Annotated in this window: 28 protein-coding genes; 12 read left to right on the forward strand and 16 right to left on the reverse strand. The window is 68.5% G+C overall.

Annotated elements, in window-relative coordinates:
• Positions 1–29: 29 nt before the first annotated feature.
• Entirely contained in the window at positions 30–488 is a 459-nt protein-coding gene (locus ACWPXK_RS07670; protein ID WP_454195265.1) for a PaaI family thioesterase, read from the reverse strand.
• 94 nt (positions 489–582) lie between these two features.
• Between ACWPXK_RS07670 and ACWPXK_RS07675 the strand changes: the two genes are divergently transcribed.
• Positions 583–1161, forward strand: a complete 579-nt coding sequence (locus ACWPXK_RS07675) for a TetR/AcrR family transcriptional regulator (RefSeq protein WP_454195266.1) — start codon at positions 583–585, stop codon at positions 1159–1161.
• Positions 1162–1365: 204 nt separating this feature from the next.
• Entirely contained in the window at positions 1366–2661 is a 1296-nt protein-coding gene (gene glyA / locus ACWPXK_RS07680) for a serine hydroxymethyltransferase (RefSeq protein ID WP_454195267.1), read from the forward strand.
• A 93-nt stretch (positions 2662–2754) separates the two neighbouring features.
• On the opposite strand, the gene ACWPXK_RS07685 is transcribed toward glyA, so the two are convergent.
• From ACWPXK_RS07685 to ACWPXK_RS07705, 5 genes are all read right to left on the reverse strand, one after another.
• Complete coding sequence (locus tag ACWPXK_RS07685; protein WP_454195268.1) at positions 2755–3195, reverse strand: nuclear transport factor 2 family protein; 441 nt, start codon at positions 3193–3195, stop codon at positions 2755–2757.
• 35 nt (positions 3196–3230) lie between these two features.
• A complete protein-coding gene (locus ACWPXK_RS07690) occupies positions 3231–5153 on the reverse strand; it encodes an ESX secretion-associated protein EspG (RefSeq protein ID WP_454195269.1) in 1923 nt (640 codons plus the stop codon).
• Between the two features lie 20 nt (positions 5154–5173).
• Positions 5174–5755 carry a DUF3558 domain-containing protein gene (locus ACWPXK_RS07695; protein WP_454195270.1) on the reverse strand — a complete coding sequence of 194 codons (582 nt, stop codon included), beginning with the start codon at positions 5753–5755 and terminating at the stop codon, positions 5174–5176.
• Positions 5752–6138 (reverse strand): hypothetical protein, encoded by a 387-nt coding sequence (locus ACWPXK_RS07700; protein WP_454195271.1) that lies wholly within the window; start codon positions 6136–6138, stop codon positions 5752–5754. Before ACWPXK_RS07700 ends, ACWPXK_RS07695 begins: the two co-directional genes overlap by 4 nt.
• A gap of 201 nt (positions 6139–6339) precedes the next feature.
• Entirely contained in the window at positions 6340–7536 is a 1197-nt protein-coding gene (locus ACWPXK_RS07705) for an FAD-dependent monooxygenase (RefSeq protein WP_454195272.1), read from the reverse strand.
• A 109-nt stretch (positions 7537–7645) separates the two neighbouring features.
• Here ACWPXK_RS07705 and ACWPXK_RS07710 point away from each other — a divergent pair, with 109 nt between their 5' ends.
• A complete protein-coding gene (locus ACWPXK_RS07710) occupies positions 7646–8365 on the forward strand; it encodes a TetR/AcrR family transcriptional regulator (RefSeq protein ID WP_454195273.1) in 720 nt (239 codons plus the stop codon).
• Positions 8366–8388: 23 nt separating this feature from the next.
• Complete coding sequence (locus tag ACWPXK_RS07715) at positions 8389–8823, forward strand: limonene-1,2-epoxide hydrolase family protein (protein WP_454195274.1); 435 nt, start codon at positions 8389–8391, stop codon at positions 8821–8823.
• Between the two features lie 7 nt (positions 8824–8830).
• Here ACWPXK_RS07715 and ACWPXK_RS07720 read toward each other — a convergent pair whose 3' ends face one another.
• A complete protein-coding gene (locus ACWPXK_RS07720) occupies positions 8831–9106 on the reverse strand; it encodes a hypothetical protein (protein WP_454195275.1) in 276 nt (91 codons plus the stop codon).
• A gap of 40 nt (positions 9107–9146) precedes the next feature.
• Here ACWPXK_RS07720 and ACWPXK_RS07725 point away from each other — a divergent pair, with 40 nt between their 5' ends.
• Together ACWPXK_RS07725 and ACWPXK_RS07730 are read left to right on the forward strand one after the other, a co-directional pair.
• Positions 9147–9371 (forward strand): DUF488 family protein, encoded by a 225-nt coding sequence (locus ACWPXK_RS07725; RefSeq protein WP_454195276.1) that lies wholly within the window; start codon positions 9147–9149, stop codon positions 9369–9371.
• A 185-nt stretch (positions 9372–9556) separates the two neighbouring features.
• Complete coding sequence (locus ACWPXK_RS07730) at positions 9557–10942, forward strand: PhoH family protein (protein ID WP_454195277.1); 1386 nt, start codon at positions 9557–9559, stop codon at positions 10940–10942.
• A 63-nt stretch (positions 10943–11005) separates the two neighbouring features.
• Here the strand turns inward: ACWPXK_RS07730 and ACWPXK_RS07735 are convergent, their stop codons facing one another.
• Both ACWPXK_RS07735 and ACWPXK_RS07740 read right to left on the reverse strand, forming a co-directional pair.
• Positions 11006–11893 (reverse strand): alpha/beta hydrolase, encoded by an 888-nt coding sequence (locus ACWPXK_RS07735; RefSeq protein WP_454195278.1) that lies wholly within the window; start codon positions 11891–11893, stop codon positions 11006–11008.
• Between the two features lie 9 nt (positions 11894–11902).
• A complete protein-coding gene (locus ACWPXK_RS07740) occupies positions 11903–12511 on the reverse strand; it encodes a TetR/AcrR family transcriptional regulator (RefSeq protein ID WP_454195279.1) in 609 nt (202 codons plus the stop codon).
• Between the two features lie 207 nt (positions 12512–12718).
• Between ACWPXK_RS07740 and ACWPXK_RS07745 the strand changes: the two genes are divergently transcribed.
• Both ACWPXK_RS07745 and ACWPXK_RS07750 read left to right on the forward strand, forming a co-directional pair.
• Entirely contained in the window at positions 12719–13303 is a 585-nt protein-coding gene (locus ACWPXK_RS07745) for an LGFP repeat-containing protein (protein ID WP_454195280.1), read from the forward strand.
• 94 nt (positions 13304–13397) lie between these two features.
• Positions 13398–14267 (forward strand): acyl-ACP desaturase, encoded by an 870-nt coding sequence (locus ACWPXK_RS07750; RefSeq protein ID WP_454195281.1) that lies wholly within the window; start codon positions 13398–13400, stop codon positions 14265–14267.
• A 209-nt stretch (positions 14268–14476) separates the two neighbouring features.
• On the opposite strand, the gene ACWPXK_RS07755 is transcribed toward ACWPXK_RS07750, so the two are convergent.
• Together ACWPXK_RS07755 and glpX are read right to left on the reverse strand one after the other, a co-directional pair.
• Positions 14477–15880 carry a class II fumarate hydratase gene (locus ACWPXK_RS07755; RefSeq protein ID WP_454195282.1) on the reverse strand — a complete coding sequence of 468 codons (1404 nt, stop codon included), beginning with the start codon at positions 15878–15880 and terminating at the stop codon, positions 14477–14479.
• Positions 15881–16368: 488 nt separating this feature from the next.
• Entirely contained in the window at positions 16369–17412 is a 1044-nt protein-coding gene (glpX, locus tag ACWPXK_RS07760) for a class II fructose-bisphosphatase (RefSeq protein WP_454195283.1), read from the reverse strand.
• A gap of 141 nt (positions 17413–17553) precedes the next feature.
• On the opposite strand from glpX, the gene ACWPXK_RS07765 reads away from it, so the two are divergent.
• Both ACWPXK_RS07765 and ACWPXK_RS07770 read left to right on the forward strand, forming a co-directional pair.
• Positions 17554–18120: a DUF4245 domain-containing protein gene (locus ACWPXK_RS07765; RefSeq protein WP_454195284.1), complete on the forward strand. Its 567-nt coding sequence runs from the start codon at positions 17554–17556 to the stop codon at positions 18118–18120.
• Positions 18121–18475: 355 nt separating this feature from the next.
• Entirely contained in the window at positions 18476–18973 is a 498-nt protein-coding gene (locus tag ACWPXK_RS07770; RefSeq protein ID WP_454195285.1) for a GNAT family N-acetyltransferase, read from the forward strand.
• Positions 18974–18997: 24 nt separating this feature from the next.
• Here ACWPXK_RS07770 and ACWPXK_RS07775 read toward each other — a convergent pair whose 3' ends face one another.
• From ACWPXK_RS07775 to ACWPXK_RS07790, 4 genes are all read right to left on the reverse strand, one after another.
• Positions 18998–19342, reverse strand: coding sequence for a VOC family protein (locus ACWPXK_RS07775; RefSeq protein ID WP_454195286.1), 345 nt, complete (start codon positions 19340–19342; stop codon positions 18998–19000).
• Positions 19339–19554, reverse strand: coding sequence for an exodeoxyribonuclease VII small subunit (locus tag ACWPXK_RS07780; RefSeq protein ID WP_364328523.1), 216 nt, complete (start codon positions 19552–19554; stop codon positions 19339–19341). The genes ACWPXK_RS07775 and ACWPXK_RS07780 overlap by 4 nt, the downstream gene beginning before the upstream one ends.
• Positions 19555–19616: 62 nt before the next feature.
• Entirely contained in the window at positions 19617–20939 is a 1323-nt protein-coding gene (xseA, locus tag ACWPXK_RS07785) for an exodeoxyribonuclease VII large subunit (protein WP_454195287.1), read from the reverse strand.
• On the reverse strand, positions 20936–21592 hold the full coding sequence (locus ACWPXK_RS07790) for a lipid droplet-associated protein (protein ID WP_454195288.1): 657 nt from the start codon (positions 21590–21592) through the stop codon (positions 20936–20938). Before ACWPXK_RS07790 ends, xseA begins: the two co-directional genes overlap by 4 nt.
• 282 nt (positions 21593–21874) lie before the next feature.
• Here ACWPXK_RS07790 and ACWPXK_RS07795 point away from each other — a divergent pair, with 282 nt between their 5' ends.
• Entirely contained in the window at positions 21875–22879 is a 1005-nt protein-coding gene (locus ACWPXK_RS07795; protein ID WP_454195289.1) for a 4-hydroxy-3-methylbut-2-enyl diphosphate reductase, read from the forward strand.
• 314 nt (positions 22880–23193) lie between these two features.
• Here the strand turns inward: ACWPXK_RS07795 and ACWPXK_RS07800 are convergent, their stop codons facing one another.
• Entirely contained in the window at positions 23194–24186 is a 993-nt protein-coding gene (locus ACWPXK_RS07800; RefSeq protein WP_454195290.1) for a DUF6542 domain-containing protein, read from the reverse strand.
• 319 nt (positions 24187–24505) lie between these two features.
• Between ACWPXK_RS07800 and ACWPXK_RS07805 the strand changes: the two genes are divergently transcribed.
• On the forward strand, positions 24506–24772 hold the full coding sequence (locus ACWPXK_RS07805) for a hypothetical protein (protein ID WP_454195291.1): 267 nt from the start codon (positions 24506–24508) through the stop codon (positions 24770–24772).
• The last annotated feature ends 162 nt before the right edge of the window (positions 24773–24934 follow it).

The raw sequence follows: 24934 nt of genomic DNA on the forward strand, positions 1-24934 counted from the left end.
GTAGAGCCCCATGAATTCGGGTCCCGGGGTCAGCGGTCACCGCGGAAGATGACGCAGGTGGTGGTGGCGTGCGCGACCAAGCGGCCCTTCTCGTCGACCACCCGCCCCTCGGCGGTCGCGGTGGTGCGGCCGACGTGGATGGTGGTGCCGGTGGCGGTGAGCCGCTGTCCGTCGGTGGGGACGGAACGGATGTAGTTGATCTTCAGTTCGAGCGTGGTGTAGCCGACGCCCGCTTCCAGCGTGCTGTGCACCGCGCAACCCATCACCGAGTCGAGCAGGGTGGCGCAGATGCCGCCGTGCGTGGTGCCGAGCGGGTTGGCGAAATCGGGCCGGGTGCGCAGCGCGAAGACCACCTTGCCGTGTTCGAGTTCGTCGACCTCCATGCCGAGCAGATCACCGATGAACGGCGGGCGATCCGTCCTGGTCATCGCGATCCGCAGGAGTTCGAGACCGGACAGCTGAGCCAGGTCGACCGTGGCTTCGGACATCAATCCCCATCCTTTCGGTGAACCGATCGGTCCACATCTGCCATGATTGCAACATGGACCGATCGGTTCACGCAACCGTGAGCAAGGAATCCGCATGACCGCCGGGCCGCGTACCAGGCTGATCGACAGCGCCATCGAGCTGGTTCGCGAGCAGGGCGTGCACGCCGCGGGCCTGGCGGCTCTGCTGGAACGCAGCAACGCCTCGCGTAACTCGCTCTACCAGCACTTTCCCTCCGGAAAGAGCGAGCTGGTCGAGACGGCGACCCGGGTCGCGGGCGACCGGATCGGTGCGGTGATCGACAAGATCACGGCCGCGCCCCCGCGGCGCTGGTTCGGGTCGCTGCTCGGCTGGTGGGTCACCGCGCTGGAGAAGACCGAATACCGCGCGGGGTGCCCGGTCGTCGGCGCGGCCCTCGCCGAGTCGGAGCCCCGCGTGCAGGCCGCGGCGGGCGCGGTCTTCGCCGACTGGCACGAGCGGCTGGGCGCGGCGCTGACCGCCGCGGGCCTGTCAGCGGAGGAGGCGCGGTCGTTCAGCAGTTTCGCGTTCAGTGCGATAGAAGGCGCCATCGTGCAGGCGCGGGCTATGAAATCCCCGAAGCCGCTGGAAGACGCGCAGCGATACCTCACCGTGCTGCTGGAGAACTATCTATCCGCCGACGGCGAATCGCGCTGAGCGCACGCAGCCCTGGGGTGCGGTACCGCGGTTCGCGGCTGGAGCGGGACCGACAGTTCCAGGTGGACGATGTGCCGGGCGGCGTCCGTTATGGCCGCGCCTGGCGTGTCGCACGTCACGACTGGACAGCCGGGCGTCCTCGCGCGACCGCGAGGGACGAACCCCCTGCTCGAGACCCCGGCCCCAGGCCCATAGACTGAGTCCGTGACGCAGACGACCGCCTCTGTCAATTCCCAGTCTCTCGGTGAGCTCGATCCGGAGCTCGCTGCCGCGATGGCAGGCGAGCTCGCCCGCGAACGCGACACCCTGGAGATGATCGCCTCCGAGAACTTCGTGCCGCGCGCGGTGCTGCAGGCCCAGGGCAGCGTGCTCACCAACAAGTACGCCGAGGGTTACCCGGGTCGGCGCTACTACGGCGGCTGCGAGCACGTCGACGTGGTGGAGACCCTGGCGCGCGACCGCGCCAAGGAGCTGTTCGGCGCCGAATTCGCCAATGTGCAGCCGCATTCCGGCGCGCAGGCGAACGCGGCGGTGCTGATGGCCCTGATGGACCCGGGCGACAAGCTGCTCGGCCTCGACCTCGCGCACGGTGGTCACCTCACCCATGGCATGCGCCTGAACTTCTCCGGCAAGCTCTACGAGGTGCACTCCTACGGGGTGAGCAAGGAAGACCACCGCGTCGACATGGACCAGGTGCGCGACATCGCCCTGCAGGCGCGTCCGAAGGTGATCGTGGCCGGCTGGTCGGCCTACCCGCGCCACCAGGACTTCGCGGCGTTCCGCTCGATCGCCGACGAGGTGGGTGCCTACCTGTGGGTGGACATGGCGCACTTCGCCGGTCTGGTCGCCACCGGGCTGCACCCCTCGCCGGTGCCCTACGCCGACGTGGTGTCCTCGACCGTGCACAAGACGCTCGGCGGCCCGCGTTCGGGCCTGATCCTGGCCAAGCAGGAGTACGCCAAGAAGCTGAACAGCTCGGTGTTCCCAGGCCAGCAAGGCGGACCGCTCATGCACGCCATCGCCGCCAAGGCCGTCGCCTTCAAGATCGCCGGGACCGAGGAGTTCCGCAACCGCCAGGAGCGCACCCTGTCGGGTGCGAAGATCCTCGCCGAGCGCCTCACCGCCGCCGACGTCAAGGACAAGGGCATCAGCGTGCTCACCGGCGGCACCGACGTGCACCTGGTGCTGGTCGACCTGCGCAACTCCGAGCTCGACGGCCAGCAGGGCGAAGACCTGCTGCACGAGATCGGTATCACGGTGAACCGCAACGCCGTTCCGTTCGACCCGCGTCCGCCGATGGTCACCTCCGGCCTGCGCATCGGCACCGCGGCCTTGGCCACCCGTGGCTTCGGCGACACCGAGTTCGCCGAGGTCGCCGACATCATCGCCAGCGCGCTGGCCGGTACCGCGGACCTGGACTCGCTGCGGGCCAGGGTGAGCAAGCTCGCCAAGGACGTTCCGTTGTACGACGGTCTGGAGGACTGGCGCCTCCTCGGCTGACCCGACTCCGCTTCGCACATCCGGTGAGTACCAATCGGATGTGCGAAGCGGAATCGTTGAGCACTGATGTGGCGAAGTCGCACGGGGCAACGATCACGAACCCGGTAGTTCGATGCCTTTAGCGGCGGCGAGTTCGGTCAGCTTCCGCATTTCGTCGATCGCGACCGCGACATAGACGCGCAGCGCGCCGTCATCGTCGCGACGCAGCAGGTATTCGTAGTCGCTGTCGGTGAGCAATTCGCCCGCGTTGTCGAAGAAGTGCCAGCGGACGCGCAACCGTGTGATGCGCTCGGTGAGCTCCACTTGTCCCAGCAGGGTGTGGTCGACCGACGCGAGCCCCAATGCTCGGTAGAACGGATAGGACTGCCGCAGCCCCTGCTCCATCTCCGCGCGCGAGGACAGCGAGCCGACGAATCCGTCGCTCACGATGGTGCCCGGCGTTCCCCACAGTGCGGCCGAGCGTTCGGCGTCGAACGAGCTCAACGCCTGCTGATACTCGTCCAGAAATGCTTCGATTTCGTCCCGAGTTCGCATAGCCCCAAACTACGAGTCCGGTCGGCGATCCGGAACTACCGATCGATGCGGGCTTTGGCGCGCACGATCGCCTCGTCCAGGTAGCGGGCGATATCCCCGCTGGTACCGGGGCGGATCATCAGCGCGCGGTTGGCCGGAACCTCGCAGTAGCGGCCGTCGGGCGTGTCGATCCAGCGCAGGCGGCCGGTGCGCAACGGTTCCGCGTTGCGCGGGCCGAGCAGCACGACGGCGGTGCCACGCGTGGTGCACGACTGGCGCCAGAAACGCCGGTAGCGTTCCTTGACCTGACTGGCGGGCGCGCTGCCGAGCAGATCGGGCCGATCGTCGTTGAGATCATCGAGCAGAAAGCTCTTCTCACCGGCTGTGCCGGCCGGGGTGTCCGGCAGCAGGCGCACCAGTTCGGTGGCGAGCTGGTCGGTTCGACAGCGGCGCAACCGGACTCGACCACCGTCCGGCCCGGGGGATTGCTCGGCGAGCACACCCGAGCCGGTGCGGGTGCCGCAGGCGATGGCGCGCAGCTCGATGCCGTCGCGGGTGTTGTCGTAACCGACCAGTTCGACGCGCCAATCGGGCCGGGCCAGCGTGGTGATCGCCGTGCGCAGCGGCAGCCGGTCGTCACGTCCCAGCTCGGCGCGGAACTGCTGCTGGTAAGCCTGGTACTCGTGCAGGCCGGGAAAGCGGCTGGTGAACCGGAACGGGAACGGCATACGGTCCAGGCCGGTACCGAACCACGCCGCGGCGAACTGCTCGGCCGACAGTGTCCACCGCGCCATCATTGCTCTCCGAACACCGGCGGCACCGTCGGCTCGACTTCGCCGAGCAACTCTTTCGCGTGCTCTTCGGTGCGCAGGTACTTCGGCGATTTGTGCTCGTCGTCGTCCGCGCCCCGGCCGCGGATACCGGGCGGGATCATGCCCGAGTATCCCGAGACGCCGGGCACACCGGGGCGTCCCGGCACGGCGGATGGTGCCGCCGACGCCGCGGGGGCGGTGGGCGGTGCGGCGCGGGAGGTACCTGGTCGAGGTTGGTTGTCGTTGTCTCCCGTGACACCCGGCCGACCGAGGGGACCGGGAGTGCCCGGCCTGCTGGGCGTGGCGTTGAGTGAGGTGGGAGTGACGGTGGCGGGCGTCGTCGGCAGTGGCGTGGTGGGCGCGATCGGGGTGCCGAGGGTGGATGCTGGCGACCTCGTGGTGGACGCCGTCGACGTACCAATGTCCTGGGTTGGTTGAACCGGCTGGGGCAGAAACTGTTTCGGGAAGGGTCTGGGGGGTTGGCGCCGTTTCCCCATCGGGTTTCTTTTCCGCGTCGCCACCGCCGGTGGAGCCGCTGCTCTCGGAAGAGGACGTGTCCTCGGAGGAAGCGGTGTCGCTGGTGCCGGTACCGTTCGACAGCGCCTGCGGGCTGACGCTCGTACCGGCCTCCGCGCCGCTTCCGGCCTCGACGCCCGATGACGCGGCGGCGGGTCCGATGGGTGGCGGCAGGGTGGGAATGCCCGGTGCGGTGGTCCCGTACGGCTGGATGTACTGGGTATTCATCTCGTCGCGGGCTTGTTCTTCCCGCGAGTTGCGCTGCTGTGGATCGGCCGGACTGCCGGAGGTGTCCAGCACGTCCGGCACCGACACCTTGAACTTCGCCGCCGCGTTCGCCGCCGCCGACAGCGGCCCGTTCTGGGCGCCCAATGCCTCGCCGAATTCACCCACCCGCGCCACGTAGTCCCGTACGGCGCGCACCGCGTTCTCCGCCGCCGCGCCCTCCCAATGCTGTTCCACCGCTTTCTTGATCGCGGTTTCGAACTCCTGCCCAGCGTTCGTCACCGCCGCCGCGATACCCGCCCACGCGTCGAACGCACCGCCCAGCTCGGCCGGGTTCATCGCGTCGGCCGCCTGTTTGATCTCGGCGTGCGAGAAACTCTGGGCGTTCTCCGGATTGGTGATCGCTCGGCCGTCGGTCTGTCTCATGATCGCGCTTCCCCCGATGTTCAGCTGCCCGAGGGCAGCAGCGGTGCGACTGTCTGGGCGATGTCGGTGGCGATATCGCAGGCAACGAGGTTCTTGTTCGCCGAGGTCTGTGGCACGTTGGTGAGAATGTAGAGCGAGCCGGAGGTCATCTCGACGTTGACCGTGCAGCCACCGGGAACATCCGGACGGGCCTCATAGCGCACGGCTTTCCGGCCGCCCGCCGAGATGTTCATGGCAGCCGGATATTTTCCTCGAACCTGATCGAGGGTGCCGTTGGTCGTCTCGACGACGAAGCCGTAGCCGGCCCGAGCGACGTAGCGGCACCCTTTCCAGGTGACGCCGCCTTGACTGTCTTGTTTCGGTTCCGGCGGTTTGGCGTCCCACTGGTGCTGGGCGAGAAGCTGGGGCGTCAGTGCGGTGCAGGGATCGAACTTCGCCTCCGAGGTCGCTCCGCTGGACGGCCTCGGCCCCGCACCGGCAGTTCCTGAAGCGGCCGACGTCGGTGAGTCGGTAGGCGTGGCCTGGCCGCACGCGGCCAGCAAGACGACACCAGCTGCTCCCACCGCGAAACCCGTTCCCCGAGCGGCTGTGCCGAGCCTCATACGTGGAGCTCCCGCATAGCCGCCGCGAATTCCGCATCGGTGCGAACGTAGGCATCGCACATGGCTTTGAACATGGCTTGGATCTCCTGCGTCATGGAGATGTAGTCGGTCAAGGTGTCGAAGGCGTTGTTCGGCCCGCCGAAGGCCTTCTCCCGGAACAGGCGGACCAACTCGATAGCGGACGACAACCGCGGATTGTTTTCGCCGAGCCCCCAGTACTGTCGCTCACCGAGTTCTCGTACGTCGGTTTGCGCTGCCACAAGCGCATCGATCAACTCCTGGCACGCCCGGTCGATCTCGACGAACCCTTGCGGATCCATTCGCACCTGCAACGCCCCGGTTTTCGCAGCCTCGATGTACCCGGGAAACGGACTGTCCACCATCGCCGCCCCTTCCGTCAGTGCTGTCTGACCTTATAGACGCGTCCCATCCCGCTCCGGTTCCATCGAAACACAACGGAGTTCCCGGGTCGATGCCCCGCAGCACTCGGTGTTGGCGATGTGGCCCTCGCGAACTGCGGTTCTGTGTCGAGCAACCCGGCGAGCGGGCTGAGGCCGATCGATGTCAAGGCGGGTGACGAGTTCTCAGCTCGCATCCCGCGCGCCGACGAGAGCGGGGTAGTCCCGCAGGTCGATGTCGTTGGCGGCATTGTCACCGTATTTCGCCATCAGGCCGAACAACCGAGATCCGAGGAACCAGTTGCGCATTCTGATGCCGAGCGCCGTCTTCGGAGCGAGGAAGGGGCCGACGTTGCTGTTGCCCGCGATCTTCGCATACCGCTTCATGATCTCGTCATAACGGGCGAAGGCCACCGTGTGATCGCCGTCGGCCAGCGCCAATTCGCCCGCGATGACGTACGCGCCGACCACGGCGAGCCCGGTGCCGAAGCCGCCAAGCGTGTTTCCGTACGCGGAGTCGCCGACCAGCGCGACGCGCCCCTTGGTGTAACGGCCCGCCATGCGGACCTGGCTGATGGAGTCCAGGTAGACGTCGTCGAAGTCGGCCAGTTCCGCGAGCATCCGGGGCACTTCCCATTCCACGTCGGCGTAGGACTCCGTGAGAATGCGCCGTTGGGTGGCGCTGTCGTCGCGGGCGTAGTCGAGCTCGGGGGAGGCGAACATGTACATCTGCTGCGCCTTCGGGCCGCCGGTGATGACGAGCCGCCCGGGAGCGTTGTGGGCGTAGGCGGTCGCCCGTTCCCGCGGTCCGGTCGTCGTCGTGCTCCACGGACTCGCGCCTGCGACGGCGTAGTAGTAACCCAGGTACTTCACGGGATCCCGCTCCGGGCCGAAAGCCAGCGCCCGTACCCGCGAATGAATGCCGTCCGCTCCGAAGACGAGATCGAAGGTGCGCGCGGGGGCGCGCTCGAACTCGACGTGCACGCCGTCCGCGGTCTCGCCGAGCGCGGTGATCGAATCACCGAACAGGTAGTCGCAATGGTCGGCGGTACGCCGGTAGATGACCTCCGACAGGTCGCCGCGCAGGATCTCCACGTCGCCGCCGGTGAAATCGCCCGACATCAGGGCGAGCCGGGTGCCGCGTTCGTCGACGAACACGATGTCGGTGGTGCCGGTCCTGCGTTCCTCGACGTCGTCCAGGATGCCCATTCGCTCCAGGACGGTGCGGTGGGCGCGGCCCTTGAAGTCGACAGCCTGCCCGCCGGGACGCAAGGCGGGAGCGCGCTCTACGACGGTGACGGCGAATCCGTAGCGATGCAGCCAGTAGGCCAGTGCAGGCCCGGCGATGCCGGCGCCGGAAATGAGGACGGTGGTGTTGCGCATGGGAGTCTCCTGGAGAATCTGCGTCCTATGGAATCTGTTTCCGCTGGACGCAAATTAGCGTATGGTAGACACAGTTTCACGTCAAGGCGTTCTCCGGAAGGATTCGGTCATGCCGACACCGACCGCCCTCGAACTGCTCTGGGGCACCCAGCAGCGCCCCAAGCGCGGGCCGAAACCCGCGCTGTCGCTGGAGCGGATCGTCGCGGAGGCGATCGCGCTCGCCGACGCCGAGGGCTTGGCCAACCTGTCGATGCAGCGACTGGCCGAGCGCTTGGGCTTCACCAAGATGTCGCTGTACCGCTACGTGCCGGGCAAGGCCGAACTCGTCGCGCTGATGTTGGACGCCGCCCTCGGTGCGCCCCCGGAGATGGCGGCGGCCGAGTCGGCGTCTGCCGCGGAGCCTTGGCGCGGCCAACTGGGCTTATGGTGCGAGACGCTCTACCATCGCTTCCGCGAACACCCCTGGTCACTGGAGGTGTCGGTGGGGGTGCGGCCGATCGGCCCGAACGAGATGGGCTGGATGGAATCAGCACTCGGCGCCATCGCCGGGACCGGACTCACCAACGCCGAACGCCTGGACACCATCGTCCTGCTGACCGGCCACGCGCGCAGTCTGGTGCAGCAGGTGCGCGTGATGGACGCCGAGGCGCTCGAGAAACAGATCGCGGGGCAGTTCGCCGACCTGGTCGCCGCCGCGGCCGATCGCTACCCGGAGTCGGCCGCCGCGTTCGCCGAGGAGGGCGCGGCCGCGGGCGGGGAAGGCGCACTGAAGTTCGGCATCGGGCGCATCCTCGACGGACTTGCCGTGCTCATCGCGCGCCGCCGCTGACCGGTGCGGCTTAGGCTCGGGCCATGACCGACGAACCCGATCTGAAACAGGACTCGATCACCACGGTGCGGGAGTTCTTCGCCGCGCTGGAACTGGGCGCTTCCGAGGAGGCGATCGACCTGCTGCACCGGGACATCGTCTGGAAGAACACCTCGCTGCCCGATGTGAAAGGCGTCCGCCGGGTCGGCGGCGTACTGCGCGGCCTGCGCCGCGGCTGGCTCGGATTCGGCGTCGATATGCACCACATCGCCGCCGACGGCGACATCGTGCTCACCGACCGCACCGACTACCTGCGCTTCGGGCCGGTGCGCATCGGGTTCTGGGTGGCGGGCACGTTCGAGCTGCGCGACGGCCGAATCATCCTGTGGCACGACCACTTCAGCTGGGAGAACTTCCTCCGCGGCACGGCCGCCGGCCTCTGGCGTGCGGCACTGGCGCGTGGTACCCAGCGCGGCTGACCCGGACTCAGGACGAGTGCTGGGTCAGGTACTCCAGGTAGACCGGCCGCAACACCTCGGCGACCGCGGTGTCGCCCCCGCGGATGTAGTCGTCGATCATGGGCAGCACATATTTGATGTCCGCCTCGCTCTCGCCGACATTGCCCGCGGCGGCCTCCGCGGCCGGGATCGAGGTGAGCAGCCGCCAGAGGAACTTCACATCACCGCGCCGCACGGCCAGCTTCATCGCTCGGTCGTGCAACTCCTTCGACGACAGCTTCTCCAAATCCTCGTTACCGGACATACCAGCGACTCTATCCGTCCGACCCGGCGACAGCGACCGCGTGGCGTCTCTCGCCACGACACAGGCTCAGCAAGATTTGCGGGAATTACGCGCCCTGGCCGCCGAAGGTCCGGTCACCTTGCTCACCGCCGTACAGGATCCGGCGCACAGCCATGTCGCGGTACTGCTCGACCTGCTGCGTCGAGCGCCCGCGACGCTGCGGTTTACGACAAATTCACGGACATGCCTCTCCGTCCCTGAGCGCGGAAGTGGGGTTCGCAGGTAGCGTCGGGTGTGCGGGCCGCGGCGGTGTGGCTCGTACGGGAGGTCCTGGCCGTGACTGAGCTACTCAGTACGAGGGGGCCGGCACCCGGCCCTCGTGGCACCTGACGGCAACGTCGGGTCCATCAGGACGGACCGGTCCAGCGCGATCGTTCGTGCGAGTGCCGCACGAACACTTAGGAGCCCACCGTGACTGCTGCACGCTCCGTTTCCGCTCCCTCGGCGAACTCCCGCTCCGCGAAAGGCGGAGCCGCCGCGAAGGGGGCCCGCCCCTCGCAATTACTCGGCAAAACCTTCGTCATCGACACGTCCGTCCTGCTGTCGGATCCTTGGTCCTTCACCAGGTTCGGCGAACACGACGTGGTGTTACCTCTGGTGGTGATCAGTGAACTCGAAGCAAAAAGGCACCATCACGAGCTGGGCTGGTTCGCGCGGGAAGCACTGCGCAACCTGGACGATCTGCGCCTGCAGTACGGCAGGCTGGATCAGCAGGTGCCGATCGGCACCGAGGGCGGAACGTTGCAGGTGGAACTGAACCACACCGATCCCGCGGTCCTTCCGGTCGGGTTCCGCACCGACACCAACGACTCCCGGATCCTGGCCTGCGCGCTCAACCTCGCGGCCGAGGGCCGCGAAGTGGTGCTGGTGTCCAAGGACATTCCGCTGCGGGTCAAGGCCAGTGCGGTGGGTTTGCACGCCGACGAATACCACGCCCAGGACGTGGTCACCTCCGGCTGGACCGGCATGGTGGAGCTGGACGTCAGCTCGTCGCGGATCGATCAGCTCTACGCCGAGTCGGTCATCGATCTCGACGAAGCGCGGGAACTGCCCTGTCACACCGGTATCCGGCTGCTCGGGTCCAGCTCCAGTGCCCTCGGCCGGGTCACTCCGGACAAGCGGGTGCAATTGGTGCGCGAGCGCGAGGCGTTCGGGTTGCACGGTCGCTCCGCCGAGCAGCGCATCGCGCTCGACCTGCTGCTGGACGAGAGCGTCGGCATCGTCTCGCTCGGTGGCCGGGCCGGCACCGGCAAATCCGCGCTCGCGTTGACCGCGGGTCTGGAAGCGGTGCTGGAGCGGCGCACCCAGCGCAAGGTGGTGGTCTTCCGTCCGCTGTACGCGGTCGGCGGCCAGGAACTCGGTTACCTGCCCGGCACCGAGAGCGAGAAGATGGGCCCGTGGGCGCAGGCGGTCTTCGACACGCTCGACGGGCTGGCCAGCCGCGAGGTGATGGAGGAGGTGCTCAGCCGCGACATGCTGGAGGTGTTGCCGCTGACCCACATTCGCGGACGATCGCTGCACGATTCCTTCGTGATCGTGGACGAAGCCCAGTCCCTGGAGCGGAATGTGCTGCTCACGGTGCTCAGCCGGCTCGGAACCGGGTCGCGGGTGGTGCTCACCCACGACGTGGCCCAGCGCGACAATCTCCGCGTCGGCAGGCACGACGGAGTCGCCGCGGTGGTCGAGAAGCTGAAAGGCCACCCGCTTTTCGCGCACATCACCCTGACCCGCAGTGAACGGTCGCCGATCGCGGCACTGGTCACCGAGATGCTGGAGGAGTACGGCCCGAACGCCTGACCAGGTTCTCCCGTCGCGCATGTCCTCCTGGCGGACCCGGAGGACATGCGCGACGGCCGGAGGTCAGGCCGGAGCGAGGATGCGTTCGAGGAAAGCGACCTGGTCGGCCACAACGGCATCGCGGTTGGCCGGGTGGTAGATCTCGAAGTGCGAGAACGGATAGGTGCGCAGTTCGCCGTGCGGTGCGCGGCGGGCGAGTTCGGTCGTGTCGGCCGCGACGGTTTCCCGGTCGTTCTGCGCGATGCACACCAGCAGCGGCATCCGCAGTCGGGGTGCGTGGTCGCCGGGTTTGTAGCGCATCATATTCAGCAGGGCTCGTGGCGCGACGGTGTTGCGCCACGTGGCGCTGTCCATCGCCGCGATGGTGCGTTGTGCTTCGGGGCCGGTCATGACGGCAAGCGTGCCTGGGGGGCCGACAGCGGGTATGTAATGCGGCGGCAGTCCGAACACCCCGCGCAACCAGTCGGCCACCATCGCCCGTAGCAGTGCGCGCGTCTCCGCCGCCGACCGTCCTTCGGCCTGCTTCGGAAAACCGTTGAACGGCACTTGGGCGATCACCGCGGTGATCCGCTCGTCGTCGGCGGCCACGGTGACGACGTGGCCGCCGCCCAGCGATGTCCCCCACAGCACGATGCGCTCGGCGTCGACGGCGGGGTGCCTGCGGGCGAACTGGATCGCGGCGCGGATATCGGCGAGCTGGCCTTTGATGTCGACGATCTGCCGTGGCTCACCGGCGCTCGCCCCGAAGGAACGGTAGTCGAAGGTCAGCGCCGCGAATCCAGCGCTGGAGAATGCCGCGGCAGCGGCGACGAGTGCGGGGGTGTCCTGGGTGCCGCCGAACCCGGGACACAACACCACGCAGGGGCGCTCCAAGAGGCCGTCGTCAGCGCGGTAGAGCGTGCCCGCGCATCGGGTGCCCTCGGAGTCGAATTCCACTGTACGAGTCGTCATCGGCCTCTCCTAGATTTTTCGGCGTCCTGGGAATTCGGTGCCGAGCATTCGCTCCAGCAGATCCAGGAGTTCGTCGCGATGCACGGCGAGGTCGAGGCCGGGGCGGTCGGCATAGACCTCGTGCAGTTCACGCAGAGCCCCCAGCAGCGCCACCGCGGTGAATTCGGGAGCCCGCACGCGGAATTCCCCGAGGGCCGACCCTTCCGCGAGCAGAGCGACCAGTACCGGGCGCAGTGTGCCGGCAACCTGCTCGACGACGCGGTGGTGCATACCCCGGAAGCGATCTCCGTGCAGCGCCGTGAACAGTCCGGGTGCGGTGTGTTCGGTGAGCGCGTAGCCGTGATCGATGTAGGCAAGCAGCCGATCGCGGGGCGTTGCCGAATCGTCTTGCAAGATCTCGAGATAGGTCGCGCACAGCCGATCGGCCAGCGCCGCTACCGCTTCGGTGAACACATGTTCCTTCGAGGTGAAGTGGTGATAGAAGCACCCCTTCGCTACGCCGAGAGCGGTGGTGATGGATTCCACCGTGGTCTGGTCGTATCCGTGCTCGGCGAAGCTGCGCAGTGCCGCGTCCACGATCTCGGCCTTACGGATTTCCGGCTTCTTCACCTGCCGCACAACGCACCTCCGCGCCAGAGGTTACCGACCGACGGTCGGTCGGTCAATGGTGGGCGGCACGCTGACGAGCCTTGTCGTGCGCGTTTCACGGCATATTCGCCGGGTAATATCCGCCGCGATAGCTGTTCGGTATGACAATCGGCCGAGGTTACGTGCGGCGTCACCGTGCCCGTGGTGCGCCGGGTAGCCCCTTGCGAGAGGACGGACATGCACCACTTCGCTCGTCGAACGGCGGGATTCACCGCGGTGCTCGCCGCGGCAGGGCTGGTCGTGGCCGGCTGCGGGGACGATGAGGACACAGGTACCGTTGCGACCACGACCGCCTGGTTGACCACCATCGCGTCGCCGACGACCACCACCGCCGGGTACACCACAACCCCGGACAACGCAGACCGCACCCCCACGGGCACCCCGGGCGCCGCCGCGGAGGAAACCAGGATCCTGACTCCGGCCGGCGAGATCACCGTCGCAGGCGACATCTACGACAAGTACATCCAGAGCGGCGGCCCGACCGGGCCGCTCGGCCTTCCCCTGCAAGCCGAGGAAGACGGCCCCGACGAGGGCGAATTCCAGGACTTCGCCGGCGGCACGATCTACGAGGCCAAGGAGGGTGAGCCCTATATCGTCTGGGGTGAGATCCGCAAGGCATGGGAGGAAAACGGCGGCGCGCACGGCAGGCTCGGCTACCCGATCAGCGACGAGAAGGACATCCCCGGCGGTAAGCAGAGCGATTTCACCGGCGGCACCATCACCTGGGTGGACGGTACTATCACCGTCACGCCGAAGTCGTAGCCCGGTTCTCGGCGTCCGGGACCGCCGGGCGGTTCCGGTTGCCAGTCCGTCCCATCCATCCCCGCTTCGCGGGCCAAGCCGCTAGGTTGTCACGGTGCAAACTCTCCTGACCGATCGCGAACTGCTCGAATCGCTCGCGGTGGACGTAGAACTGATTCTGCGCAAGCACATCGATGCCGCCGAGGGATGGCAGCCGCACGACTTCGTGCCGTGGGACAACGGGCGCAACTTCGCATTTCTCGGCGGCACCGACTGGGCGCCGGACCAGTCCGAGCTCAGCGACACCGCCAAACTGGCCTTGACCGTCTCCGTGCTGATCGCCGACAACCTGCCCTCGTATCACCGTGAGATCGGCAAGTACCTGCGCACCGGCGCGTGGTGGCGCTGGGTCGGCCGCTGGACGGCCGAGGAGAACCGTCACGAGATCATGATCCGCAACTACCTCATGGTCACCAGGGCGGTCGACCCGGTGGAGCTGGAGCGGCTGCGGATGGAGCACATGACCAAGGGCTTCCGCCGTCCGGCGCTGCACCTGCTCGATGTGCTGGCCGCCTGCGCGTTCGAGGAGGCCGCCAGCGCGATCCGGCACCGCAACATCGCGGCCCTGGAGGAGAACCCGCTGGTCACCGCCATCGCCGAGCGGATCGCGCTGGACGACGAACTGCAGTCGGCCGTCTTCGCCGACCTGATCGCCGCGGCTCTCGATCTGGTACCGGACCAGACCATCCGCTCCATCGCGGACCGGGTCGCCGATTTCCAGGTCCCCACCGTCACCCTGCCCGACGGCCGCAGCAGCGACGAGGTGCTCGCCGAGGCGGGCGTCTACGACCGCGCCAAAGAGGGCGAGCTGGTCTTCGCTCCGCTGCTGAAGCGGTGGAACGTCTTCACCCGCACCGATTTCGGTCCGGACGGCGAGCGCGCGCGCGACGAACTCGCACGCTTCGCCACCTCTCCGGGTCTTTAGGCTCCCCCACCTCTCCGGGTCTTCAGGCTCCTCCGCCTCTCCGGGTCTTCAGGCCGTACTGGTCGGGGGCGCAGGATTTGCGTACAGGTCCTGCGTTAGGTGCCGCTCAGGTTTGGGCGTACCCGGCGAGTTACCCATGTGCTCACGAAATAAGTTGTCGCGTCGGCCGAACGTCCACGTTGTTCGCACAACGTGGACGTTCGAGCCGCTTATCGAGCGTCTTTCAGCTTCGCCATGGCGAGGACGTCGAGGCGGCGGTCGAGTTCCTCCTCGGTCAGCTTCTCGTCGAGCAGTCCGCGGTCGATGACGGTCTGGCGAATCGTCTTCTTCTCCCGCAGCGCTTCCTTGGCGACCGCGGCCGCCTCCTCGTACCCGATCGCGGAGTTCAGCGGGGTGACGATGGAGGGCGAGGACTCGGCGAGGGTGCGCAGGTGCTCGACGTTGGCGACCAGGCCGCGCACGCATTTGTCGGCGAACAGCCGGGAGACGTTGGCCAGCAGGCGAATCGACTCCAGCAGGTTGCGCGCCATCACCGGGATGTACACGTTCAGCTCGAAGGCGCCGCCCGCGCCGGCGAACGCGACCGCCGCGTCGTTGCCGATCACCTGCGCACCGACCTGGGTAACCGCCTCGGGCAGAACCGGATTCACCTTGCCCGGCATGATCGAGCTGCCCGGCTGCAGATCGGGCAGCTGGATCTCGGCCAGTCCGGTCAGCGGGCCCGAGCCCATCCAGCGGATGTCGTTGGCGATCTTGGTCAGGCTCACCGCGATCGTGCGCAGCGCGCCGGAGGCCTCGACCAGACCGTCCCGCGCGGCCTGCGCCTCGAAGTGGTCCTCGGCCTCCCGCAACGCGTCGATGTCGGTAGCGCGCACCAGCTCCGCGACGACCTTCGCGCCGAAACCCTCCGGCGCGTTGAGCCCGGTGCCGACAGCCGTTCCGCCGATCGGCAGCTCACCGAGCCGCGGCAGCGTCGCCATGATGCGCTCGATGCCCGCCCGCACCTGGCGGGTGTAACCGCCGAACTCCTGGCCCAAGGTCACCGGGACGGCATCCATCAGGTGAGTGCGGCCGGACTTCACCACGGTGCGCCACTCGGTCGACTTGTCCAGCAGCGCGAGTCGCAGATGCTCCAGCGCGGGCACGAGATCCGCGATGATCGCCTCGGTGGCGGCGAGATGCGTTGCGGTGGGGAAGGTGTCGTTGGACGACTGCGACATGTTCACGTCGTCGTTCGGATGTACCGTGACGCCCTTCGCCTTGGCCAGCGAGGCGATCACCTCGTTGGCGTTCATGTTCGAGCTGGTGCCGGAACCGGTTTGGAAGACGTCGATCGGGAACTGGTCGTCGTGCTTGCCGTCCGCGATCTCGTTGGCCGCCGCGATGATGGCGTCGGCCTTCACGGGATCGAGCAGACCCAGGTCGCGGTTCACCGTGGCACACGCGGCCTTCAGCAGGCCGAGCGCGCGAATCTGCGCGCGCTCCAAGCCACGTCCGCTGATCGGGAAGTTCTCCACGGCCCGCTGGGTCTGCGCCCGCCACAAAGCATCCACCGGAACCCGAACCTCACCCATGGTGTCGCGCTCAATGCGGTACTGAGTCTCCTCGGTCATATTTCCGACCTTATGCCGCACCCGCCCCCGATGGGGCTGCCACGCCTGAGGTCATTCGCACACCCGCCGCACGCCGGAGCCGGGAATAGGGCATCGAATCAAGCACCGATCGGACATATGCAACCGAACGCAGTACTGCGAGTACTCACGAGCGCTTGCCCGGCCTGACACGGGTCGGCGGCCGTCGGATCCCCGAGAAGTCCCTGGCGATCCGCCCGCGGCGTCCGCGTGTAGTCGCCAGCGGACGATTCCCGTCACCGCAGTTCCGAAGGTTTGGCGAATGCTGAGATCGGCGGATCCGGCTATACGCGCCCACTCGGCCGAACGAACTACGGTTTTCGAGCGCAGAGAGCCCTGGCATTGGCTGTTCGCGGCCCGGCTCGTGCCGGAGTGGCCGTCGCGCCCGCGACGAAGTCGCTAGCGGCGGTCACCCCGACACGAGCCATAAGGGGGCCGCGAACACGCAGCGCCGCAGGCGCTGCAAAAAATTACGGCAGCGGCGGGACCGCGTGCTCGTCGCCGATGAAGTCGACCGACGAGTACTCGCGCAGCTTGGTCAGGCGGTGGTAGGCGTCGATCATGCGGACGGTGCCGGACTTCGAGCGCATGACGATCGAGTGGGTCGACGCGCCGCCGCCGAAGTAGCGCACGCCGCGGAGTAGGTCGCCGTCGGTGACGCCGGTGGCGCAGAAGAAGACGTTGTCGCCGGCGACCAGGTCTTCGGTGGTGAGCACGCGGTCGAGGTCGTGGCCTGCGTCGAGCGCCTTCTGCCGTTCCTCGTCGTCCTTCGGGGCGAGCATGCCCTGCAGCTCACCGCCCATACACCGCATCGCGGCGGCGGCGATGATGCCCTCGGGCGTGCCGCCGATGCCGACCAGGATGTCGGTGCCGGAGTCCGGGCGGGCGGCTGCGATCGCGCCAGCCACGTCGCCGTCGGAGATCAGTCGGATGCGGGCACCCGCGTCGCGCACCTGCTGGATCAGCTCCGCGTGCCGTGGACGGTCCAGGATGCAGACGGTCAGGTCGGACTTGGAGGAGTTCTTGGCCTTGGCGACCCGGCGGATGTTCTCGCCGATCGGGGCCGAGATATCGATCACATCGGCGGCGTCGGGGCCGACGGCGATCTTGTGCATGTAGAACACCGCCGACGGGTCGAACATCGCGCCGCGCTCGGCGACCGCCAGCACGGAGATGGCGCCCGGCACGCCCTTGGACATCAGCGTGGTGCCGTCGATCGGGTCCACCGCGAAGTCCACTTCCGGGCCGGTGCCGTCGCCGACGGCTTCGCCGTTGTACAGCATCGGCGCCTCGTCCTTCTCGCCCTCGCCGATCACGACGATGCCGCGCATGGACACCGAGCTGACCAGCTGCCGCATGGCGTCGACGGCGGCCCCGTCGCCCCCCTCCTTGTCGCCGCGTCCGACCCACCGGCCCGCGGCCATCGCCCCTGCCTCGGTCACGCGGACCAGCTCGAGTGCGAGGTTACGGTCGGGCGCCTCGCGGCGGCTGGGGCTGGGGGAAGTTGCCGTCATTGCGGGGTGCCTCCTGTGCGTCGGTACGTGCCGGTCAATTGTCTCATTCGGTGTGGCACGGTCGTACACCCCTGGTCCGGGTGATCTCCGGGTGATCGGGGTGCACGGGTGAGCGTCGCGGCGCGAGTGGATACTGGGAGCGTGTCGTACCAAAAGCCACGCATCATGAACGACTACCGGGATCTGTTCTGGTCGCTGATCCCGCTGGTGTTGATCGCCGTGGTGTTCGCGGGCCTGGCAAGCCAGTGCAGTTTCGCCGCGAACGGCCCGACGCAGGGGAAGATCCCGCATTTCGACGCGCAGGCCGCGCTCACCGCCGACGCCAGATCCCTGCCGTTCCCGATCCGCAACCCGGCTCTGCCCGCGGACTGGACGCCGAACTCCGGCAGCCGCGAGTCCATCGGCGGCACCGGCGGCGGACCGGTCAGCACCGTCGGCTACATCACCCCGCAGGGCACCTACATGCGGTTCACCCAGAGCAACGCGACCGAGGAGGCGCTGGCCCGGTTCGTGCTCGGATCCCGGTACGCCAGCGGCACCGAGCAGATCGGTGCGCAGAAGTGGATCGTCTACGCCGAGCAGGGCTCGGAGACCGCGTGGATCGCCGACCTCGGCCAGTCCCGTGTGCTGATCACCGGCGCGGGCAACCAGGCGGCGTTCACCACCCTGGCCCAGGCGATCACCGCCGCCCAGCCGCTTAAGCCCTGATCAACTGGGTGCGGCCCAGGTCGATCCAGCGGCCTCCGCGGCCTCGCCGAACCGTTTGTCAAAGGTCACGACCGCGGTCGGATCGTCGGCGAGTTCCAACGCGGCGGCCAGGTGCAGCGCATCGAGAGTTTGAATGTCTCACATGCGCCGCCCAGTCGCGCAACCTGAAAACACGGTTGCCTTGGGTCGCCGACGACGGCTAGGTTGACCGCGGCGCGAGACACGTGCCGAACCGGATCGCGGAGGTTGATGAATATGGCTGTTCTCAGCCGTCTTTCGCATGCCTTCTTCCGGTCCGCGCGCCACTGATTCGCGCTGACGCGGACCGGTCCTCTTCGATGACCAGGAGTGTCACGTGTCTCTTGTTGTTTCCCCGGATCTGACCACTGAACGTCTCGTCCTGCGGTTGTGGACGGCCGACGAGGCCGCCGCGGTGCTCGACGACCGGCGCGCGGCCGCGTGGGCCGCGGATTTCCCGGCCGAGGGTGATCGCGTCATCGCCGGGCTGTTCGACGCGCACCCGGACTGGCTCGGACCGTTCGGGCACCGATTGATCGTCGAGCGGGCCAGCGGGCTCGTCGTCGGATCGATCGGGCTGTTCTGGCCGCCGCTCGACGGCGATCTCGAGATCGGGTATGGCATCGTCGCGTCGCGGCGTGGTCGCGGCTACGCCACCGAGGCGGCCGTCGCACTGACCGCCCACGCGTTCACCGCGCCCGGCGTTCGCGTGGTGCACGCCGATGTCGAACTCGCCAACCCGCCGTCGGTGCGTGTGCTGGAGAAGGCCGGGTTCGAGCGGGTCAGCACACAGGACGGCGTGGCCCGGTTCCGCGCCACATCCGTGCGGCGCTAGGCGGCAACCCGGCGGGGCCGTCGGTCAGCGGTGGCTCACCACGTTGACGATGGTTCCGCTGGGGTCGCGGACGAAGAAGCGGCGTACGCCCCACGGCTCGTCGCGCAGGGGATAGACGATGTCGGCGCCAGCGGCGGTCATCGCTTCGTGTACGGCGTCGACGTCGTCGACCTCCACGCTCATGTCCGGCTGGAGCTGTTCGGCGTCCGGGCCGACGAGCAGAACTTGGGCGGTCGGGTTGGACGGGGACGCCATCGTGACGACCCAGCCCAGGTCCATCGCCTCATGGAAGCCGAGCAGCCGGTAGAAGTCGCGGCTGGCGGCCAGGTCGGTGGTGTGGATGTCCGGGGTGGCGCGGCGGATGGTCATTCGCGCTGTTCCAGGTCGGAGCGGTGCAGCGCGTCCTCCACGCGTTTGCGCGCGCCCGCCAGGTGCTCTTCGCAGCGGTTGGCCAGTGCTTCGCCGCGTTCCCACAGGGCGAGGGATTCGTCCAGGTCGAGGCCGCCTTGCTCGAGGATCTTCACCACGTTGACCAGTTCGTCCCGGGCGCGTTCGTAGCCGAAGCCGGCGATCTCGGCCAGTTCGTCGGCGGGGTCGGCGCCCGTCGTTTCCTCATCCGCTGACTTGCCGGGCTCGGCCAAGGTCAGTTCCTCCCTGTGTCGGTGTGCGGGGTGCCGAGCGCCTTGGCACCGAGCGCGGCGGCCGTGACGGCGCCGTCGGCGACTCGGATGCGCAACTGGCTGCCCGGAGGCGCGTCCTCGATCGAGCGCACCACCACCCGCTCCCGGCCGGTGACGCGCTGTACGACAGCGTAGCCACGGGCCAGCGTCGCGGCCGGGCCCACCGCCGTGAGTTTCTCGCGCAGATGCCTGGTAGCGGTGGATTCGGTGCGGATACATTGCTCGGCGTAGCGGCGCGCCGACGTGCGCAAGCGCTCGATCTCTTCCTGACGGCGGTCGATCTCGCGCAGGGGGTCGGCGAGCGCCGGCCGCGACCGCAGCTGGGTGAGCGTCCTGGTCTCGCGGTCCACCCAGCCGCGCAGCGCGGCGGCGGCGCGGCCGCGCAGCTCACGGACGCAGGCCAGCTCGGCGGCGGCGTCCGGGACGATGCGCTTGGCGGCGTCGGTCGGGGTGGCCGCGCGCAGATCGGCGACGAAGTCGCTGAGCGGATTGTCGGGTTCGTGGCCGACCGCGCTGACGATCGGGGTGGTCGCGGCCACGATGGCGCGGCACAACGCCTCGTCGGAGAACGGCAGCAGGTCTTCCACGCTGCCGCCACCGCGCGCGAGCACGATCACCTCGACGGCGGGGTGGCGATCGAGTTCGGCCAGCGCGGCGAGCATCTGCGGCACCGCGGTGGGTCCCTGAACCGCGGTGTTGCGGATCTCGAAACGCACCGCGGGCCACCGATTGCGCGCGACGCTGAGCACATCGCGTTCCGCGGCGCTCGCGCGGCCGGTGATCAGCCCGATCGTTCCGGGCAGGAATGGAAGCGGGCGCTTGAGCCGGGGATCGAACAGGCCCTCGGCGGCCAGCAGCGCCTTCAGCCGCTCGATGCGGGCCAGCAGCTCGCCGATGCCGACCGGCCGGATCTCCAGCACGCGCAACGAGATCGTGCCGCGTCCGGTGAAGAAGGAGAGTTTGCCGTAGACCACCACCCGGCTGCCCTCGTGCAGCGGGAGCGGGGAGTTGCGGATGAGGTCCGGATCGCAGGTCACCGAGAGGGACATGTCGGCGGACGGGTCGCGCAGCACCAGGAACGCGGTGCGCGTGCCGGGGCGCAGGTTGATCTGGGTGATCTGGCCCTCCACCCAGATGCTGCCGAGCCGGTCGATCCACTGGGCGACCTTGACGGCCACGGAACGCACCGGCCAGGGGTGCTCGGCGGAGTTGGCCGGTGCGGCGGCGGGTTGGCCGGAGGTCTCCCGGCCAGCCGTCGGCGAGGCGGGCGTCCGAGGGTCGGTCACTGGGCCCGGACGGTGGCGATCCGGTTCGTCAGCATGGTCACGAACGCCGCCCTGGCACGGGTCTGCTGCTCGTACTCCAGCAGCGCGGTGAGGTCTTCGACGGTCAGCATGCGCAGCCGGGCCCGCAGCTGGGCCAGGGTCATGTTGAGGTAGTCGTAGCGGGTGGCGACTTCCGGTTCCACGATCTCGGGCGCGGCGGGCTCGGGATCCGATGCGGATTCCGGCTCAGCGCTTTTCGACTCGGCCGGAGCATCGATGGACGGCGCGGAGGTGGTGTGGCCGTTGGTCTCGGTGGCGCGGGCGGCGTCGGCAGGAAAGGTTTCCGGCGTGCGGACCGTTTCGGGCTCGTCGGCGGTGTAGAGATCGAATCGACTGGTGTGGTTGGTTGCGGGACTCGAATCGTCGTCGAGGTCTTCGTCGAACGTGGCCCATTCCGGCTGCTCGACCGGGCGGTTGGCCAAACGGTCGAAAACCACGTCGCCCTTCAGGGCCAGGCTGGTCACGAACTGCTGGACGTGCATCGTCGTCTGCAGCAGCTGACTGATGGCCGTGATCGGGAAATTCATTGCCGCCGTGGGTAGCCGGCGGGTTTCCTCGAGGGCGTATACGGCGGCGCCGGCGGCGACCCGGGCCAGAAAGGGTGGTCGAAGCATGATCCTAGCCTGCCCGAAATGGTGTGTTATGCAAAGGAGGGGGGTGCGCTCGAATATCCGTCCGCCCCGGCGCGTGGCGGATCGGCCGGAATTACGCGGCGCTGCGCTCATATCCGGAGAATAGACCGCGGGTCGCGCCGCGAGTATTCGTGGCGGTCACCCGCGCGTCGCGGCGCCCTGTTCCGTGGTGATCTTCCGGCCCAGCTGGCGGCCGGTAGCAGGGCGGTGTGACGGACAACTCCCGGACGTGGCGAACCCCCGGGCCGCACGTATCCTGTGGGCATGTCTTCGGCCATTCCCCTGAACGTCGGAATCGCCCGCTCGGCAGGCGTCGCGAACGCCGACGGCGGAAAGCGTGTGCTGCTCGCCGAGCCGCGCGGGTACTGCGCCGGCGTCGACCGTGCCGTCGAAACCGTCGAGAAGGCGCTGGAAAAGCACGGCGCCCCGATCTACGTGCGCAAGGAGATCGTGCACAACCGGCACGTGGTGGAGACGCTGCGCGAGCGCGGCGTGGTCTTCGTCGACGAGACCGACGAGGTCCCCGAGGGTGCGGTCGTCGTCTTCTCCGCGCACGGCGTCTCACCCGCGGTGCACGAGTCCGCCGCCACGCGCAATCTGCACACCATCGACGCGACCTGCCCGCTGGTCACCAAGGTGCACCAAGAGGCCAAACGGTTCGCCCGCGACGACTACGACATCCTGCTGATCGGCCACGAGGGGCACGAGGAGGTCGAGGGCACCGCCGGCGAGGCGCCCAAGCACGTCCAGCTGGTCGACGGGCCGGATGCGGTGGACAAGGTCACCGTGCGCGACGAGTCCAAGGTGATCTGGCTCTCGCAGACCACGCTGAGCGTGGACGAGACGATGGAGACGGTGCAGCGGCTGCGGCAGCGTTTCCCCGGCCTGCAGGATCCGCCGAGCGACGACATCTGCTACGCCACGCAGAACCGCCAGGTCGCGGTGAAGGCGATGGCGCCGGAATGCGACCTGGTGATCGTGGTCGGTTCGCGTAACTCCTCGAACTCGGTGCGGCTGGTCGAGGTGGCGCTCGGTGCGGGCGCCAAGGCCGCCCACCTGGTGGACTTCGCCCGCGAGGTCGACCCGGCCTGGCTCGACGGCGTCCGCACGATCGGCATCACCTCGGGCGCGTCGGTCCCCGAGATCCTGGTCCGCGGCGTGCTGGACATGCTGGCCGAGCACGGCTACGGCGATGTCCAGCCGGTCACCACGGCCAACGAGACGCTCGTCTTCGCGCTGCCCCGAGAGCTGCGCGAGGCCCGGCGCTGATTGTGTTCGATGTGCGGCGCCTGCGGCGCCGCGTGTCTGCGGACTCCTGAAGGCTCGCGTCCGAGCGACCGCCGCTGGCGACTGCGTCGCGGCCGCTCGGAGACGATCGCGGTCCGCGAACGGGGGAATGCTCTGTCGCGCTGCGCTCGAAAACCGGGTTGGTGCCGATGGGGTCGCGTGTGCGGTAACGGGCGACCCCGGATGTTCGCCACCTTTTGGTGGACGGGCGGTTGGGTGAGTGCCGCTGGGACTTGGCCGCGGATGTAGCGGCCAATCGGGTGCGTGCCGGAACGGGTGGGGCCGATTCGATCGCGTCAGGCGGGATGGCAGCACCAGGGGTGCGAAGCATGCCTGCGGTTCTGGTGACGCGAGCCATCACATGCGATTCGTCGCAGTCGCGAGGTCACTGCGCGGCAGCGAACTGTAGCGAGAGGACCCTGGCTACAGACTCTCCGGCCTGCGTCGTTCGGTGCGGCTCGAATCACGCTCGCGGTAGCGGACATTGGGCTGTGGATGCGGCGGGATGTCGCGGCGTGCCCCTGGTGCACGCGGTGGTTCGCCTTCGGCGCGGGGCATGGCCCCGGTCGGGCGGGAGCCGCCGCGTGCCGGGGCGCGGCCCTCGCGCGGGCGGGCCGGCGCGACCCGTGGCGGTGTGTCGGCGACCTGGGCCGCGGGCCGACGGGCCGGGCGGGGGGCGGGGTCGTCAAGTTATCGGGGTCGGGCTCGTCTGGCTCGGGCCGCGGGCGGCGGGCTTTGCGGCGCGCCGCCTCCGCGAGCGTGCCGGAGGAGCGACCGGGCTTGGTCTTCTTGGCGGGCGTCTTCCCGCCGCTCGCGCCGCGGCGCACGGGCAGTGGCCTGCTCGCCTCTTCCTCGCGCCGGCGCATCAGGATTCGGGCGCCGCCGATCAGCGCCACGGCGAGTGTGGCAAGCATCATGGTCGGGAAGCGGTTCACCAGCGGGATCGCCAGGTTCAGCAGGATGTCCTTCATCGAGGTCGAGCCGCGGCCGGTGAGCTGTTGATAGGCCAGTGGCACGGCGACGAACAGCAGGAGCGGCGGCAACACCATCGTGCTGAACAGCCCGCGGTAGCGCACGGCCGCGACGGCCGCCATGCACCCGACGATGTACAGCGCGGCGAACGTGCCGGTCAGCTCGCCGCCTCCGCCGCTGGCATCGATCAGGAATCCCACAAACGTGCAGGCAACCGCGATCAGGACCGCCGCGCCGACGGGGATCCCCGGCACCGACGGCAGGATCGAGCGTTGCGGCGCGGGCACCCGGGATCGCGCACGTTCGGAAGCAGCCACGCTATGCACCCTAGTTGCCGCCGCGCTCGGCGGCGTGGCGGCACGGCCATACGGGCTATCCCCGCGACTCCACCGAGGTCACGGTGTAGTTGACAGCCTCAACGGCCCTGCCGACTTGGACGCCCGTCCTGTCCGGGGTGCTTGCCGGTCAGCCAGAGTGGGTGGCACGGCTCACAGCCTGCCGCTGCACCGTCGTCCGATGCCGGTACCCCGGCCGCCATCCGAACGTGATGCCGCGCAACAACGTGGTCACCGTCCCGAGGACCGCAATGCGGCCGACGGCGTTACCACCGCGCAGAGGTCGTGAGGATGCCTGCACGTGGTATTCGCATCGGCCGCAGGACGCCTGCGCGTGGCATTCGCACTGGCCTCGCTGGGCGACTGCCATGGCAAAGCGCTGGTTGCCGGCCGACGTAGCGAGGCGGGCGTGCGCCGCCGTGGCGCGGGGCCCGGCCCGTGCGGCATGCCGCTGCCAGTCGAGCCCGAACCGGAACCGGTCGCGGATACCAGCGTCAGGGCGACGAGCGTGGGTGCGGTCATAGCGCGGATAGTGCCGCACGCCACCGACAAGTACGAGCGCGAGTAGCTGTTCGGTATTGTGTCGGCGGCACGCCGCCAGCGGATCGCCATCCGATCCACATAGCGCTCGGTGACTCGGCATACGGAGTCGCCAGTGTCCCGGCGCTCGGGAAGTGAAGGCAGACGCGGTGATTCGATTCGCGGGACGAACCGAGGTCCCGGATCGAAC

This window comes from Nocardia sp. Marseille-Q1738 (assembly GCF_965283145.1).